Origin of the sequence: Streptomyces sp. WAC04114 (genome assembly GCF_019733245.1) — a bacterium.
Lineage (GTDB): Bacteria > Actinomycetota > Actinomycetes > Streptomycetales > Streptomycetaceae > Streptomyces > Streptomyces massasporeus_A.
Map to the genome: position 1 here is coordinate 1 of NZ_JAIGQA010000191.1, position 14,620 is coordinate 14,620.

Consider the following 14,620-nt stretch of genomic DNA (forward strand, 5'->3'; position numbering starts at 1 on the left):
GAAGGCCCCGTCGGACGACGGCCCGTCCCTGGGCCTGGTCGCGGGCATCGCCGTGGTGGTGGTCCTGGGCGGGACGGCTACCCACGCCGCCGTACCTGCCAGATCGCCGCCCCGCCCAGGACCACCACCACGGCGATGCCCGCGACCAGGCCCAGGGACGGGCCGTCGTCCGACGGGGCCTTCTGCTCCGCGGCGGGCTTGTCGGGCTCCGGGGTCCGCTGCTGCGAGACCTGTTCGCCGCAGCCCTTCTCCGGGTAGCCCGCGATCGCGCACAGCAGGGCGTTGGTGTCGTAGCGCAGCGGCTTGGCCACCGCCGCCAGGGCCTCGGCCGTCGTCGCGTCGGGGGAGACCCGGGCGCAGGCCGTGCGCGCGGCGGGCGGGGTCTCGCCCTCGGGGGCGTCCGACGGGGTGCCGAAGTCGAGGACCAGGGCCACCCGCTTGCGGCCGTCCTGCGCGGGCGTCTTCGCGCAGATCGTCGCGAAATCGGCCTTGCCGCGCGGCCGGGCCGCGTTCGCGGAGTCCTCGCTCACCGCGAAGCGGAAGCCCTGGACGTCGCCGTCCGAGGGCCGGGCCAGGGACGGGCCCTGGGTGGCGTAGACCCAGTGACCGCCGTCGCGCTCCCAGAACGACCAGTACCGGTAGCCGGCGGCCTGGGCCTGGCCCGCTCCCGCGCACAGCAGGAGCGAGGCCAGGAGGAGGAGAAGGGCCCTGCGGATCACGGCTGCTGCTTCTTCTTGCGGCCGGTGAACAGGAAGCCGATACCGATGCCGGCGACGAGGCAGACGCCGACGTACCACCAGACGCCGAAGAAGTCCGAGCCGGAGTCCTCCTTCTTCTCGTCCGCGGCCTTGGTCTGCTCCGCCGTCTGCGGGGCCGGGCCCGTGGCGCCCAGCTGCTTCACGAGGTCCGCGCCACCGAAGTCGCGGGGGTTCGTGCCCGTCGCGTGGGCGGCGAAGATCAGCTGGGCGTAGGCGGCCGGACCGCTCTGCGCGGCCCATTCGGCGGAGTTCTTCTCCAGCCACCGCACGGACTTCTCCGCCTGCGCGGTGGCGCCCTGCGCGGCGAGCGCGACGACCGCGTCGGCGGTGTTGCCGTAGTCGGGCTGGGGCTCGGCACCGGCCAGTGCGGACATCAGGTGCCCGTTGTCCTTGGTCAGGGCGGCGGTGAGATAGCCCGCGCCGTTCGCCGCCGCCTGCTGAGGCGTCCCGGCCTTCTCGCAGGTCGTGTCGGACTTCTTGCCGGGCTCGACGACCATGCCCTTGCCCAGGGAGCCGAGCACACCGGCCGCCGTGGCGTCCGCGTTGGCGGCGAGCTCGCCCTTCTTGTCCGGCTGGAACGCGAAGGCGCCGTCGTCGTCCCCGCCGCAGGGCAGGGCGAGCTTCAGCAGCGCGTCGTAGGGAGACTTGCCGTCCTTGACGACCCGGTCCGGCTTCTCGCCCGCGGCGGCGAGCGCGCCCACGACGACCGACGTGGAGTTGGTGTCGCTGGCGCCGCCGGGCGAATAGCCCCAGCCGCCGTCCTTGTTCTGCACCGACTTCAGCCAGCCTATGGCCTTGCCGGTGACGTCGTCGTGCCCGCCGAGCGCGGTGAGGGCCTGCACGGCGGCGGACGTGGCGTTGGTGTCCAGCATGGTCTTGGCGTCGCACGCGGCGGTGGGGTCGGGACGGTACGCGGCGAAGGAGCCGTCCTCGCACTGCTGCCGCGCCAGCCACTCCACGGACTTCTCGGCGGGCTTCACACCCACGGTGTCCTGCGCGAGCAGCGCGAGCGACTGGCGCCAGACGCCGTCGTACTTCGGGTCCGTGCCGCCGTACAGGGCGGACGGGAACGCCTGGGAGGGCGACGGGGACGGGTCGGCGGCGGCCGGGGTGGCGGCGCCGATCACGGCGACGGCGGCCAGGACCGCGGCGCTGCGGCGGACGTTCATGATCGGCGGGTGCCTCTCCCTGTGGGGGAGCCGGGCAGCACGGGGCACCCCCCGGCGGCTCGGCTCCGTATACCTCGACGGTGCCGTGCACCGGCGGACTGCCGGGCACGTGAGCCGGTCACGAACCGTACGGAGCGATCCGGCTCACCGCCCGCGGCGGGCGGTTCACGGTTGCGGGTCAGCGCCGGAATTGCACCGGCTTTCCCCCGTACGGTGTGATGACGACCCGCTCACTGTACCCGCACGTAGGAATCGGGCCGAGGGGGCCGGGGCCCCGCGGTACAGGGCCGCCGGTCCGGCGACGAGGGCGACCGAGGTGGGGCCGTGGAACTCCCGGGTGCCGCGCAGGAGTTGATCCTCTTCGGGGTGTCGACCGGCTAACGTGGGGCTTCCTCGACCACACACTCAGGAGCGTCCATGACCGAGCAGGAGCCGTTCCCCAAGATCGACACCTCGGTGCCGCACTCGGCCCGGATCTGGAACTACTGGCTGGGCGGGAAGGACAACTACGAGGTCGACCGGGTGGCCGGTGACGCGTTCCGTGAGGTCTTCCCCGGGATCGAGACCGGTGCCCGTGCCGCCCGCTACTTCCTCGCCCGCGCCGTGCGCCACCTCGCCGCCGAAGAGGGCATCCGGCAGTTCCTGGACATCGGCACCGGCCTGCCCAATGTGGACAACACCCACCAGATCGCCCAGCGGGTGGCCCCGGAGAGCCGGATCGTCTACGTCGACAACGACCCGCTGGTGCTGGCCCACGCCCGCGCCCTGCTCACCAGCACGCCGGAGGGCGTCACCAACTACGTCGACGCCGACCTGCGCGACCCCGGCGCCATCGTCCGGGAGGCCGGGAAGACACTCGACTTCGACCAGCCCGTCGCCCTCATGCTGATGGGAATCCTGGGCCACATCGAGGACCACGACGAGGCCCGCTCCATCGTGCGACGCCTGGTGGACGCCCTGCCCCCCGGCAGCTACCTCGTGCAGTACGACTCCACCGACACCAGCGAGGAGTACGTCCGGGCCATCCAGCAGTACAACGACGGCGGCTCGATCCCGTACATCCTGCGCAGCCCCGAGCAGATCGCGCGCTACTTCGAGGGCCTGGAGCTGCTCGACCCGGGCGTGGCGTCCTGCTCGCGCTGGCGTCCCGACGCGGCGGCCCTGGGCCTGCCCGCGGAGGTGCACCAGTACGGCGGCGTCGCCCTCAAGCGCTGACCCTCAGGTCTCCTGAAGGACGCGGTGCAGGATGGTCGGAGTCTCGTCCGGCGACTCGGCTTCGACCACCAGCCGGTTCATGGCGTCCCAGTAGCACTCGATCTCGGCCGGCCGGTCGGGGTAGAGGGCGCCGGTGAGCTGCTCCAGGTAGACCACGTCGGGCAACTGCCCGCCGGGCAGCCGCAGAATGGTGATCGGGCCGCCCTCCGCGGCGTGAGCACCGGCGGAGAACGGCAGGATCTGCACCGTCACGTGCGGGAGCCCGCAGATCTCGATGAGGTGCCTGAGCTGGTCCCGCATGACACCGACGCCGCCCACCGGGCGCCGCAGCGCCGCCTCGTCGATCACCGCCCACAACCGGGTCGCCGGCTGCCGGTGCAGGATCCGCCGGCGGGCCATCCGCAGGGCGACCCGGCGGTCGATCTCCGCCGCACCGGCGTCCGGGTGCGCGAGCCGCAGGGCGGCCCGGGCGTAGTCGGCGGTCTGCAACAGGCCGGGGACGCGCTGCACCCGGAAGCAGCGGATGAGGCTCGCCGCCTGCTCGGCCCCGAGATAGGTCTGCGTCCAGGCCGGCACGACATCGCTGTACGACCGCCACCAGGCAGGGGTGTTGGCCTGCTCGGCCAGCGCCATCAGGGTGGCGCGCTCGGCCTCGTCCGTGACGCCGTAGAGGGTGAGCAGATCGGCGACGTCGCGCAGCTTGAAACCGTGGCGGCCGGCTTCCATCCGGCTGATCTTGGAGGCGGAGGCCCGGATGACGTGCCCCGCGTCCGCCCGGCCGATGCCCCGCTTCTCCCGCAGGGCGCGCAGCCGGGCACCGAGGGCCAGGCGCGGCACCATGGGCCCGGCACACCCGCCTTCCAGGGCCCCGCTGCCGGTCGTCGTGCGTGCGGCCTCTTCGGTGCCCATGGGCATGTCTCCTTGCGGTGGAACGCAACTCCGCACGCGCTGAAGCGTCGCGGCACGACCATCCTAGGGGCGATGCCCCGACGTCATCCGGAGTATGCCGAAGGCGCGTGCCTGCCCGGGTGGGCGCCGAGGCGAGGACGGCGGTGGCCGGTTCTCAGCTCTCGGCGGCCAGCTTATGACGGTAATAACTCTCGGCCGCGTCGGCGAATTTCGAGACGAGGAAAGCGTTGATCCCTGCCCCGGCGAGGGCGCCCAGTACCGGAACGAAGCCCGTCACCGCTTTCGAGCCCAGAACCGCGGAGAATTTCACCGCCGCTTTCTGCGCGATCTTGTTGATGAACGGCTTGCTGAGTTTCACGGCGGCCTTGGCGCCCTTCTTCCCTACGATCTTCCCGCCGACCACGGACACACCACTGCCCGCGCCCAGTGCAAGTGCCTTGGCCATCACGGCGGTTCCGTACGTCGGGTAGGCGACGTTGAACGCGATGAAGCCCGCCGATGCCGCGGCCCCCGCAGAGGTCACGCTCAACGCGTCCGGCTCCAGGGCGTCGGCCCAGAGGGCGAGGATGACGGCGAGGTCGTCCTCTCCGTCCACCGTCGCGCCCATCTTGAAGCCGATCCCCCATGCGCAGACGGACATCTTGTGCAGCAGGAACGCCACATCGCCGACCATGACCACGGCGTGCGCCCCCGGCACCGCCATCGCGGCCGCACCCGCCGCGGCCACCTGCCCGGTCTGCGAATTCCGCCAACTCCGCACCGACGAATACCCCGCGGCTCCCCGCTGCGCCATCGACGTGTCCCAGCCGAGCCGATTGAACGCGGAGACGAATATCTCCGCGGACATGCTTTCCCCCACGGCAAGCCCCCCAATGCACACTTTCCAGTGATCGCGTGATGGGGTGACCGCACCCCGCCGGGCACGCTATCCGGACAGTTGGCCGATGGTCAGGGTCGTGCGAAGGGCGCGTTTTAGTGCTTCAGGGGCGTGCACTGCTGTGCGCACACCTGCCTGTCACCACGTGCACGCCGCTCCGTCCTCCACGTACGTCAGACCGCCACGTACGTCACCGGCTCGCTCCCCGGCACCGCCTCCGCCCGGCCCAGCTTCACCAGTCGCCGCAGATGCGCCTCGGCCTCCGAGACGGCGATGGTGCGGGAGCCGTAGGGGATGTCGGACCAGGGGCGGTTCCACTCCATGCGCTCGGCGAGCTGCCAGGGGGTGAGGGGCTCGGCGAGCAGGGCCAGCAGGTCGGTCAGGCGGGACTCGTGGTGGGTGAGCAACTCCCGTACGCGGGCCGTGGCGTCGGAGAAGGGGTGCTGGTGGGCGGGGAGGATCTCGGCGGGGGCCAGCCGGCCGACCCGTTCCAGGGAGTCGAGGTAGTCGCCCAGGGGGTCGGTGATGGTGGTGTCCTCGGGGTCCTCGTAGAGGCCGATGTGCGGGGTGATCTCGGGCAGCAGGTGGTCGCCGGAGAACAGACGCCCCCGACCCGGGAGTTGGGCCGGATGGTCCTCCTCCAGGTGGAGGCAGACGTGGCCCGGTGTGTGCCCCGGGGTCCAGATCGCGCGCAGTCGGCGGCCGGGCAGCGCCAGGAGTTCGCCGGGGACGATGTCGCGGTCGGGCAGGGCGGGGGAGAGGCCGGGCAGGGTGCGGTGGCGGGGCTGCCGCAGGGGCGCGATGTGCTCCTCGGGCGCACCGGCCGCGGTGAGCTTGGCCGCCATGTACGTGAACCAGCGCGCGGGGCGGGCCTCCCGGGTCCGCCGTACGACCGCGGTGTCCGCCGCGTGCATCGCGATCCACGCGCCCGACGCCTGACGGACCTTGCCGGACAGCCCGTGGTGGTCCGGGTGGTGGTGGGTGATGACCACGCCGTGGATCTCGGCGGCCGAGGTGCCGCAGGCCGTGAGGCCCTCCGCGAGGGTGTCCCAGGACTCCGGGTCGTCCCAGCCGGTGTCGATCAGCACCGGGCCGCGGTCGGTGTCGACGACGTACACCAGCGTGTGGCCGAGCGGGTTGTCCGGGATCGGGACCCGGAGGGAGCGGACGCCTCCGCCGTGGTCGGTCACCTGTGTCATGGGCTCCCCTGTCGCCGACTCCCCGTCACTATAACTAGAACGGGTTCCAATGGGGGTCTCCCCGTGGTGCGCGGTCCGTGGACTCCTCGGGGCGGGGCTGGTATCAGTGGGCATATCTGATGAACCGTCAGAGAACGCCCCTGGGGAGGCAGTCGGCCATGACCGAGCTCGTGGAACACGGACAGCTGTTCATCGGCGGGGAGTTGACCGACCCCCTGGGCCAGGACGTCATCGAGGTGATCTCTCCGCACACCGAGGAGGTCATCGGGCGCGTCCCGCACGCCTCGACGGCGGACGTGGACCGGGCCGTGGCGGCGGCCCGGCTGGCGTTCGACGAGGGGCCCTGGCCGCGCATGAGCCTCGACGAGCGGATCGAGGTCGTGGGCCGGATCAAGGACGCCATCGCTGTCCGGCACGACGAGATCGCCCGCGTGATCTCCGCCCAGAACGGCTCGCCGTACTCCTGGAGTGTCCTCGCCCAGGCCCTCGGCGCCGTGATGGTCTGGGACTCGGCGATCACGGTCGCCCGGAACTTCACCCATGAGGAGCGGCGCGACGGCGTCCTGGGCAGGATCCTGGTGCGGCGCGAGCCCGTCGGGGTCGTGGCCGCCGTGGTCCCCTGGAACGTCCCGCAGTTCGTCGCCGCCGCCAAGCTCGCCCCCGCGCTGCTCACCGGCTGCACGGTCGTCCTCAAGCCCTCGCCCGAGTCCCCGCTCGACGCCTACCTGCTCGGCGAGATCGCCCGCGAGGCCGGGCTGCCGGAGGGCGTGCTGTCGATCCTGCCCGCCGACCGGGACGTCAGCGAGTACCTGGTGGGGCACCCCGGCATCGACAAGGTCTCCTTCACCGGGTCGGTCGCGGCGGGCAAGCGCGTGATGGAGGTGGCCGCCCGCAACCTCACCCGTGTGACGCTCGAGCTCGGCGGCAAGTCCGCGGCCGTCGTCCTGCCCGACGCGGACCTCGAGACGGCCGTCGCGGGCATCGCCCCCGCGGCCTGGATGAACAACGGCCAGGCCTGCGTCGCCCAGACCCGCATCCTCCTGCCGCGCTCCCGCTACGACGAGTTCGCCCACGCCCTCGCCGCCGCCGCGGGCGCCCTGACGGTCGGCGACCCGCTGGACCCGGCCACCCAGGTCGGCCCGCTGGTCGCCCGGCGGCAGCAGCGGCGCAACCTCGACTACATCCGCATCGGGCAGGAGGAGGGCGCCAAGATCCTCACCGGCGGCGGACGCCCGGCCGGCCTGGAGCGCGGCTGGTACGTCGAACCGACCCTCTTCGGCGACGTCGACAACTCCATGCGCATCGCCCGCGAGGAGATCTTCGGCCCGGTGATCTGCCTGCTCCCCTACGACGACGAGTCCGACGCCGTGAAGATCGCCAACGACTCCGACTACGGGCTGAGCGGCAGCGTCTGGACGGCGGACGTCGAGCACGGCATCGACATCGCCCGGCAGGTCCGGACGGGCACGTACTCCGTCAACACCTTCAGCCTGGACATGCTGGGCCCCTTCGGCGGCTACAAGAACTCGGGCCTGGGGCGGGAGTTCGGGCCCGAGGGGTACGGCGAGTACCTGGAGTACAAGATGATCCACCTCCCGGCGGACGCGTAGCGATGGGTGACCGCTGGCACGTCGAGGTCGACCGCTCCCTGTGCATCGGCTCCGCGCAGTGCCTCCACCACGCGCCGGGCGGCTTCCACCTGGACGCCGCCCGCCAGTCCCATCCCGCCGCTCCCGACATGGACGCGAACGAGCGGGTGCTGGAGGCGGCGGAGAGCTGTCCTACGGAGGCGATCACGATCACGCTCGGGGACGGCGGGGAGGCGGTGTTCCCGCCCGAGGAGTAGCGCCCGAAGAATCATGACGAGAGGGGTTTCATTCCGCTTTGGGCGTTCTATGCTGGAAGTCGGCCTACGAGGCGAGTGAGGGAGTCCGACCGGAGTAGCCGACATCGGCGAGAAGTGAAGTCAGTACTTCCGCTGGTGCCGACTGCGACGGTAGGGCTGAGAGGCCGGAAGGACGCAGGGCCGAGAGGCCCGGCGACCGGAAGGCGACCCCCATCACCTGATCCGGACCATGCCGGCGAAGGGAACCCGTCTCGTAGGTCCTTGTCGTGTCCGGCTGTACGGGGTCATGGGCCCCGCTCACGGGGCCCACGGTGCTCACGCGGTGGTCGGCGCCGTCAGGTCGATCAGGCGGCACACCGTCTCGATGTCGATCTTCACCTGGGCGATCGAGGCGCGGCCCGACAGCCAGGTGATCAGCGCCGAGTGCCAGGTGTGCTCGATCACCCGGACCGCCGACAACTGCTCCGGGGTCGGGTTCTCCTGGCCCATCGCGTCCAGGATGATCGCCGTCGTCTGCCGGGAGACCTGGTCGACCTCCGGGCTCACGCTGCGGTCGGCGAAGGTCAGCGCGCGGACCATCGCGTCGGCCAGATGCGGCTCGCGCTGCAGCGCCCTGAAGGCCCGCATCAGCGTCTCCGCGACCCGCTCGGCGGCCGTCTCGCCCTGCGGGGGCTTCTTCCGCAGCGTGCCGTGCATGTGCTCCAACTGGTCCTGCATGGTGGCGACCAGCAGGTGGATCTTGGACGGGAAGTAGCGGTACAGCGTGCCGAGCGCCACCTGGGAGGACTCCGCCACCTCGCGCATCTGCACGGCGTCGAAGCCGCCCCGGCTGGCCAGCTGGGCACTCGCGTGCAGGATGCGGCGGCGGCGGGCCTCCTGCCGCTCCGTGAGGGGCGGGGAGGCGGGCACTGCCGCTCTGGCTTCCGCCTTGGCCGGCTTGTTCACCTTGGCGCTCACCTTGGCTTCCGCGGGCATGGGTCGGTCCCGTTCCGTGACCGTCCGTGAGGACGAGTGATCACACAGCATGGCACGGCGCCGGTCGTGGCGTGAATCACCTGATCCACTGCTCGCAGCACCCTTACCTGCCGGTAGATTCAGAGCCTCCGGACGATCAAGTCTGAAACTTGTTCTAGATTAGCGTCCCGGCGTAATCTCGCGGGACAGTGCAGGGAGAAGGGGGCCCAGAGTGACCGCTGAGGCCAGGGAGGCCGGGGCTCCTCAGGACCCCGCTGCCGACGGCTTGCGACCGCTCAACATCGCGCTCCTCACCTATAAAGGGAACCCGTTCTGCGGAGGCCAGGGCGTCTACGTCCGGCACCTCTCGCGCGAACTGGCCCGCCTCGGCCACCGGGTCGAGGTCATCGGTTCCCAGCCGTACCCCGTCCTCGACGAGGGCCACGACGGGCTGAGCCTCACCGAGCTGCCCAGCCTCGACCTGTACCGCCAGCCGGACCCCTTCCGCACGCCGGGGCGCGGCGAGTACCGCGACTGGATCGACGCCCTGGAAGTCGCGACCATGTGGACGGGCGGCTTCCCGGAACCGCTGACGTTCTCGCTGCGCGCCCGCCGCCACCTGCGCGCCCGCCGCGGCGAGTTCGACGTCGTGCACGACAACCAGACCCTCGGCTACGGCCTGCTGGGCGATGTCGGCGCTCCCCTGGTGACGACCATCCACCACCCCATCACCGTCGACCGGCAGTTGGAGCTGGACGCGGCCGACGGCTGGAAGCGGCGCGCCTCGGTGCGCCGCTGGTACGGCTTCACGCGCATGCAGAAGCGCGTCGCGCGCCGGCTGCCGTCCGTGCTCACCGTGTCCGGCACCTCGCAGCAGGAGATCGTCGACCACCTCGGCGTCCGGCAGGACCGCATCCACGTGGTCCACATCGGCGCCGACACCGACCTGTTCTCGCCGGATCCGTCCGTGCCGGTCGTGCCGGGCCGGATCGTGACGACGTCCAGCGCGGACGTGCCGCTGAAGGGCCTGGTGCACCTCGTCGAGGCGCTGGCCAAGGTCCGGACCGAGCACCCCGGCGCCCATCTCGTCGTCGTCGGCAAGCGGCCCACCGAAGGACCGGTCGCCCAGGCGATGGAGCGCTACGGCCTCGCCGACGCCGTCGAGTTCGTCAAGGGCATCTCCGACGCGGAGCTCGTCGACCTCGTGCGCTCGGCGCAGGTCGCCTGCGTGCCCTCGCTCTACGAGGGCTTCTCGCTCCCGGCCGCCGAGGCCATGGCGGCGGGCACGCCCCTGCTCGCCACGACCGGCGGCGCCATACCCGAGGTCGCCGGCCGCGACGGCGAGACGTGCCTGGCGGTACCGCCCGGCGACGCGGACGCGCTGGCCGCCGGCCTGGGCCGCCTGCTGTCCGACGCGGAGCTGCGCGCCCGCCTCGGCGCGGCCGGGCGCGAGCGGGTGCTGCGCCACTTCACCTGGGCCAGGGCGGCTGAGGGCACGGTGGCCCGCTACCGCGAGGAGATCGACAGGGCAGGGACGCGCGCCGTGCCGCGGGCTTCCGGCCGTCCGGCCCTCGCGACGGGTCCTGTCCCCACAGCCCCCGCGAGTCCGGCACCTGCCGTACCCGTAGGCACGGCAGGTGCTGTCTCCGCAGCCCCGGCAGATGTAGAAGGCGTCAACTCCGAAAGCAGGGCCACGTGCTGACCGTCGACTTCTCCCGGTTCCCGCTCGCCCCGGGTGATCGCGTCCTGGATCTCGGCTGCGGTGCCGGGCGGCACGCCTTCGAGTGCTACCGGCGTGGCGCGCAGGTCGTGGCGCTGGACCAGAACGCCGAGGAGATCCGCGAGGTCGCGAAGTGGTTCGCGGCGATGAAGGAAGCCGGCGAGGCCCCCGAGGGCGCCACCGCCACGGCGATGGAGGGCGACGCCCTCGCGCTGCCCTTCCCCGACGAGTCCTTCGACGTCGTCATCATCTCCGAGGTGATGGAGCACATCCCGGACGACAAGGGCGTCCTCGCGGAGATGGTGCGGGTGCTGAAGCCCGGCGGGCGCATCGCCGTCACCGTCCCGCGCTACGGCCCCGAGAAGGTCTGCTGGAGCCTCTCCGACGCCTACCACGAGGTCGAGGGCGGCCACATCCGCATCTACAAGGCGGACGAACTGCTTCAGAAGATCCGCGAGGCCGGCCTGGAGCCCTACGGCACGCACCACGCCCACGCCCTGCACTCGCCCTACTGGTGGCTCAAATGCGCCTTCGGCGTCGACAACGACAAGGCGCTGCCGGTGCGGGCGTACCACAAGCTGCTCGTCTGGGACATCATGAAGAAGCCGCTGGCCACCCGGATCGCCGAGCAGGCGCTGAACCCGCTGATCGGCAAGAGCTTCGTGGCGTACGCGACCAAGCCGCACCTGCCGCGTCTGGCCGACACCGGGGCGGACGCCAAGTGACCACTCCCCGGACGGAACACCTGGTCCTGCCCGGGGTCCTCACCGCGGAGGAGGCCGCCGCGACCGTCGCCGGCATCCTCGCCGTGCAGCGCGAGGACGGTGCGATCCCGTGGTTCCGGGGGCACCACCTCGACCCGTGGGACCACGTCGAGGCGGCCATGGCCCTGGACGCGGCCGGTGAGCACGAGGCCGCCGAGCGGGCCTACCTGTGGCTGGCCCGGCACCAGAACGAGGACGGCTCCTGGTACGCGGCCTACACCGACGGCGAGGCCGACGCGGTCACCGACCGGGGCCGGGAGACCAACTTCGTCGCCTACATAGCCGTCGGCGTCTGGCACCACCACCTCGCCACCGGCGACGACGCGTTCCTGGACCGGATGTGGCCGGCGGTGTACGCGGCGGTGGAGTTCGTGCTGCGCCTCCAGCAGCCCGGCGGGCAGATCGGCTGGCGCCGCGACGACGACGGCACGGAGACGACGGACGCGCTGCTGACGGGCAGCTCCTCCATCCACCACGCGCTGCGCTGCGCCCTGGCCATCGCCGAGCAGCGGGAAGAGGCCCAACCGGACTGGGAGTTGGCGGCGGGTGCGCTGCGGCACGCCATACGCCACCACCCCGAGCGGTTCCTCGACAAGAACCGGTACTCGATGGACTGGTACTACCCCGTGCTCGGCGGTGCGCTGACCGGGGCGGAGGCCAAGGCCCGGATCGAGGAGGACTGGGACCGCTTCGTGGTGCCCGGGCTGGGCGTGCGGTGCGTGGTTCCCAACCCGTGGGTCACGGGAGGCGAGTCGGCGGAACTCGCGCTCGCGTTGTGGGCGATGGGGGAGTCCGACCGGGCGCTCGAGATCCTGCAGTCGATCCAGCATCTGCGGGACGAGGACAGCGGGCTGTACTGGACCGGGTATGTCTTCGACGACGACGCGGTCTGGCCGCGGGAGTTGACGACGTGGACCGCGGGGTCGTTGTTGCTGGCGGTGGCCGCGCTCGGTGGGCATGAGGCGACGTGCCAGGTGTTCGGTGGTGCGGAGTTGCCTGTGGGGCTCGAGTCGGACTGTTGCGCCTAGGAGCTCGGGGGTTTCGCCTGGTGTGCGGGGCGCGGGTTGTGCGTGGCTTGTCGCGCCCACGCGGCGGAGCCGCATATCGACACAGCCCCGCGCCCCTGAGGCATCAATGCCGTGCGCGATTGGCTATCGCGTGGCCTATGAACAGGTACACCACCGCCGCGAGGCCGTAACCGCAGACCACTCGGGCCCAGGCCTCGTCGAACGTGAACAGGTCGTGCGACCAGCCGGCGAGCCAGCGGGCCGCGTCGTGGATGAACTGGACGAACGAGTTGCCGGGGTTGGCGTCCAGTAGGTACATCAGGATCCAGAGACCCAGGATGAGTGCCATGATGTCGGCCACGACCGCGACGATCGTGCCGGCCTGATTCGCACCGTTGCGATACCGAGGGGACATACTCTCCGGATTGCCCTTGAACTCTGGATGAAACCCGGCGCGTCGAGCCGCGTCCGCCTGCCGCCGCCGCGCGCTTCCCCGGACGGCCAACCCACGTTCCCAGGAGGGTCGTTCGGGGTGCAGCCGCATCACCGACGATCCTGGCCCGGCCACTCGGGAGAGGACGCCGGTGCCACGGGGCAAGCGGGCGGGCGTCCGGCGCGACCCCGAGAACGGCTACCGCTGGGACGAGATCGATGACGCTGGAGGCGATCGCGATCTTCTGGTGACGGCAGCTCACCGGGAGTTGAGCTCGGCGAGCACCCGCAGGGTGTGCGGGTCGGGCGCGAGGGCCAGGAGATCCGTCACCGGCCCCTTTCGCCACGACTCCAGCCGCTCGGCGATGCGTTCACGCGGACCGACCAGGGAGATCTCGTCGGCGAAGGCGTCGGGGACGGCCAGCACCGCCTCCTGCCTGCGGCCTTCGAGGAACAGCCGCTGGATCCGCCGGGCCTCCTCCTCGTAGCCCATGCGCGCCATCAGGTCGGCGTGGAAGTTGCGGGCCGCGTGGCCCATGCCGCCGATGTAGAAGCCGAGCATCATCTTGACGGGCAGCAGGCCCTCGGCGACGTCGTCGCAGACCCGGACCTGCGCCATCGGCGCCACCATGAACCCCTCGGGCAGCTCCGCCAGGGCCGGGCCGTAGACCTCCGGCCGGGTCGGCGACCAGTACAGCGGCAGCCAGCCGTCCGCGATCCGGGTCGTCTGGGCGACGTTCTTCGGGCCCTCGGCGCCCAGCAGGACCGGCAGTTCGGGGCGCAGCGGGTGGGTGATCGGCTTGAGGGGCTTGCCGAGGCCCGTGGCGTCCGGGCCGCGGTAGGGGTGGGAGTGGAAGCGGCCGGCCAGTTCGACGGGGGCCTCGCGGCGCAGCACCTGCCGTACGACATCGACGTACTCGCGGGTGGCGGTGAGCGGTGAGGCGGGGAACGGGCGGCCGTACCAGCCCTCGACGACCTGCGGGCCGGACAGGCCCAGGCCCAGCATCATGCGCCCGCCGGAGAGATGGTCGAGGGTCAGCGCCTGCATGGCGGTGGTGGTCGGCGGGCGGGCCGCCATCTGGGCAACCGCCGTGCCCAGCCTGATGGCGGAGGTGTGGGCGGCGATCCAGGCGAGCGGCGTGAACGCGTCGGAGCCCCAGGACTCCGCCGTCCACACCGAGTCGTAGCCCAGCCGTTCGGCCTCCCGCGCGAGCGGTACGTGGTCGGGGGAGGGGCCGCGGCCCCAGTAGCCGAGTGCGAGACCGAGCCGCATACCTGCCTCCTGACGGTGCGTCAGCCGACTGGGGCGACGACTGTACGGCAACGGCCCCCCACCCGGAAGGGCGAGGGGCCGTACAGGGCCGTGGGGCTCAGCCGCGCTGGATGCCCGACGTGTCCTGGAGGACACCGCGGCGGCCGTCCTGCGTCTGCGCGACCAGGGCCGGGCCGCGCTGCTCGACGGCCAGGTACCAGGTACCCGGGGCGAGTTCGGCGATCGGGGTGGGGGAGCCGTCCTCCGCGAACAGCGGCCGCGGCACCGGCACCGCGAACCAGAACGGGGAGAAGTCCCCGGCCGGCGGCTGCGGAGCCTGCGCCTGCGCCTGCTGCGGCTGACCGCCGCCGTACGGCTGCCCCGGCTGCGGCTGGCCGTAACCACCGGGCTGCTGCGCACCCGGGTAGCCGTAACCACCGGGGGGCTGGGCGCCGTAGGGCTGCGGGGCGGCCGTACGGCGGCGGTCAGCCGCAGCAGGCGCAGGCGCAGGCTCCGCA

At 71.9% G+C, this 14,620-nt stretch carries 14 protein-coding genes, 1 pseudogene and 1 riboswitch; of the genes and pseudogenes, 6 read left to right on the top strand and 9 right to left on the bottom strand.

The window, feature by feature from the left end:
- Positions 1–77 precede the first annotated feature (77 nt).
- Positions 78–719, bottom strand: a complete 642-nt coding sequence (locus K4G64_RS32985) for an SCO2322 family protein (protein ID WP_221759597.1) — start codon at positions 717–719, stop codon at positions 78–80.
- Positions 716–1,927 carry a prenyltransferase/squalene oxidase repeat-containing protein gene (locus tag K4G64_RS32990; RefSeq protein WP_221759598.1) on the bottom strand — a complete coding sequence of 404 codons (1,212 nt, stop codon included), beginning with the start codon at positions 1,925–1,927 and terminating at the stop codon, positions 716–718. The genes K4G64_RS32985 and K4G64_RS32990 overlap by 4 nt, the downstream gene beginning before the upstream one ends.
- 117 nt (positions 1,928–2,044) lie before the next feature.
- Positions 2,045–2,174, bottom strand: a riboswitch (cobalamin riboswitch).
- A 170-nt stretch (positions 2,175–2,344) separates the two neighbouring features.
- Between K4G64_RS32990 and K4G64_RS32995 the strand changes: the two genes are divergently transcribed.
- Entirely contained in the window at positions 2,345–3,142 is a 798-nt protein-coding gene (locus tag K4G64_RS32995) for an SAM-dependent methyltransferase (RefSeq protein WP_221759599.1), read from the top strand.
- 3 nt (positions 3,143–3,145) lie between these two features.
- Here the strand turns inward: K4G64_RS32995 and K4G64_RS33000 are convergent, their stop codons facing one another.
- From K4G64_RS33000 to K4G64_RS33010, 3 genes are all read right to left on the bottom strand, one after another.
- A complete protein-coding gene (locus tag K4G64_RS33000; RefSeq protein ID WP_221759600.1) occupies positions 3,146–4,051 on the bottom strand; it encodes a helix-turn-helix transcriptional regulator in 906 nt (301 codons plus the stop codon).
- A gap of 154 nt (positions 4,052–4,205) precedes the next feature.
- Positions 4,206–4,898 carry an EcsC family protein gene (locus tag K4G64_RS33005; protein WP_221759601.1) on the bottom strand — a complete coding sequence of 231 codons (693 nt, stop codon included), beginning with the start codon at positions 4,896–4,898 and terminating at the stop codon, positions 4,206–4,208.
- A 203-nt stretch (positions 4,899–5,101) separates the two neighbouring features.
- Positions 5,102–6,127 carry an MBL fold metallo-hydrolase gene (locus tag K4G64_RS33010; RefSeq protein ID WP_221759602.1) on the bottom strand — a complete coding sequence of 342 codons (1,026 nt, stop codon included), beginning with the start codon at positions 6,125–6,127 and terminating at the stop codon, positions 5,102–5,104.
- 158 nt (positions 6,128–6,285) lie between these two features.
- Between K4G64_RS33010 and K4G64_RS33015 the strand changes: the two genes are divergently transcribed.
- Both K4G64_RS33015 and K4G64_RS33020 read left to right on the top strand, forming a co-directional pair.
- Entirely contained in the window at positions 6,286–7,737 is a 1,452-nt protein-coding gene (locus K4G64_RS33015; RefSeq protein WP_221759603.1) for an aldehyde dehydrogenase, read from the top strand.
- 2 nt (positions 7,738–7,739) lie between these two features.
- A complete protein-coding gene (locus tag K4G64_RS33020; protein WP_221759604.1) occupies positions 7,740–7,973 on the top strand; it encodes a ferredoxin in 234 nt (77 codons plus the stop codon).
- A 315-nt stretch (positions 7,974–8,288) separates the two neighbouring features.
- Here the strand turns inward: K4G64_RS33020 and K4G64_RS33025 are convergent, their stop codons facing one another.
- Positions 8,289–8,948 (bottom strand): TetR family transcriptional regulator, encoded by a 660-nt coding sequence (locus tag K4G64_RS33025; RefSeq protein ID WP_221759605.1) that lies wholly within the window; start codon positions 8,946–8,948, stop codon positions 8,289–8,291.
- Positions 8,949–9,159: 211 nt separating this feature from the next.
- On the opposite strand from K4G64_RS33025, the gene K4G64_RS33030 reads away from it, so the two are divergent.
- From K4G64_RS33030 to K4G64_RS33040, 3 genes are read left to right on the top strand one after another with little or no spacing between them, the layout of a single operon-like run.
- Positions 9,160–10,629 carry a glycosyltransferase family 4 protein gene (locus tag K4G64_RS33030; RefSeq protein ID WP_221759606.1) on the top strand — a complete coding sequence of 490 codons (1,470 nt, stop codon included), beginning with the start codon at positions 9,160–9,162 and terminating at the stop codon, positions 10,627–10,629.
- Positions 10,623–11,372, top strand: coding sequence for a class I SAM-dependent methyltransferase (locus K4G64_RS33035; protein ID WP_221759607.1), 750 nt, complete (start codon positions 10,623–10,625; stop codon positions 11,370–11,372). The genes K4G64_RS33030 and K4G64_RS33035 overlap by 7 nt, the downstream gene beginning before the upstream one ends.
- The gene (locus K4G64_RS33040) at positions 11,369–12,439 is read left to right on the top strand and encodes a prenyltransferase (protein WP_221759608.1); all 1,071 of its coding nucleotides are present in this window, start codon (positions 11,369–11,371) and stop codon (positions 12,437–12,439) included. Before K4G64_RS33035 ends, K4G64_RS33040 begins: the two co-directional genes overlap by 4 nt.
- Positions 12,440–12,542: 103 nt before the next feature.
- Here K4G64_RS33040 and K4G64_RS33045 read toward each other — a convergent pair whose 3' ends face one another.
- From K4G64_RS33045 to K4G64_RS33055, 3 genes and pseudogenes are all read right to left on the bottom strand, one after another.
- The gene (locus K4G64_RS33045; RefSeq protein WP_221759610.1) at positions 12,543–12,833 is read right to left on the bottom strand and encodes a hypothetical protein; all 291 of its coding nucleotides are present in this window, start codon (positions 12,831–12,833) and stop codon (positions 12,543–12,545) included.
- Between the two features lie 276 nt (positions 12,834–13,109).
- Positions 13,110–14,123: an LLM class F420-dependent oxidoreductase gene (locus K4G64_RS33050; protein ID WP_221759609.1), complete on the bottom strand. Its 1,014-nt coding sequence runs from the start codon at positions 14,121–14,123 to the stop codon at positions 13,110–13,112.
- 97 nt (positions 14,124–14,220) lie between these two features.
- Positions 14,221–14,620: pseudogene (locus K4G64_RS33055) on the bottom strand (hypothetical protein); the annotation flags it as partial.

Bases quoted from the DNA above. Each gene is read 5' to 3' on its own strand.
- K4G64_RS32990 (WP_221759598.1), bottom strand. From the start codon at position 1,927: ATGAACGTCCGCCGCAGCGCCGCGGTCCTGGCCGCCGTCGCCGTGATC.
- K4G64_RS32995 (WP_221759599.1), top strand. From the start codon at position 2,345: ATGACCGAGCAGGAGCCGTTCCCCAAGATCGACACCTCGGTGCCGCAC.
- K4G64_RS33000 (WP_221759600.1), bottom strand. From the start codon at position 4,051: ATGGGCACCGAAGAGGCCGCACGCACGACGACCGGCAGCGGGGCCCTG.
- K4G64_RS33005 (WP_221759601.1), bottom strand. From the start codon at position 4,898: ATGTCCGCGGAGATATTCGTCTCCGCGTTCAATCGGCTCGGCTGGGAC.
- K4G64_RS33010 (WP_221759602.1), bottom strand. From the start codon at position 6,127: ATGACACAGGTGACCGACCACGGCGGAGGCGTCCGCTCCCTCCGGGTC.
- K4G64_RS33015 (WP_221759603.1), top strand. From the start codon at position 6,286: ATGACCGAGCTCGTGGAACACGGACAGCTGTTCATCGGCGGGGAGTTG.
- K4G64_RS33020 (WP_221759604.1), top strand. From the start codon at position 7,740: ATGGGTGACCGCTGGCACGTCGAGGTCGACCGCTCCCTGTGCATCGGC.
- K4G64_RS33025 (WP_221759605.1), bottom strand. From the start codon at position 8,948: ATGCCCGCGGAAGCCAAGGTGAGCGCCAAGGTGAACAAGCCGGCCAAG.
- K4G64_RS33045 (WP_221759610.1), bottom strand. From the start codon at position 12,833: ATGTCCCCTCGGTATCGCAACGGTGCGAATCAGGCCGGCACGATCGTC.
- K4G64_RS33050 (WP_221759609.1), bottom strand. From the start codon at position 14,123: ATGCGGCTCGGTCTCGCACTCGGCTACTGGGGCCGCGGCCCCTCCCCC.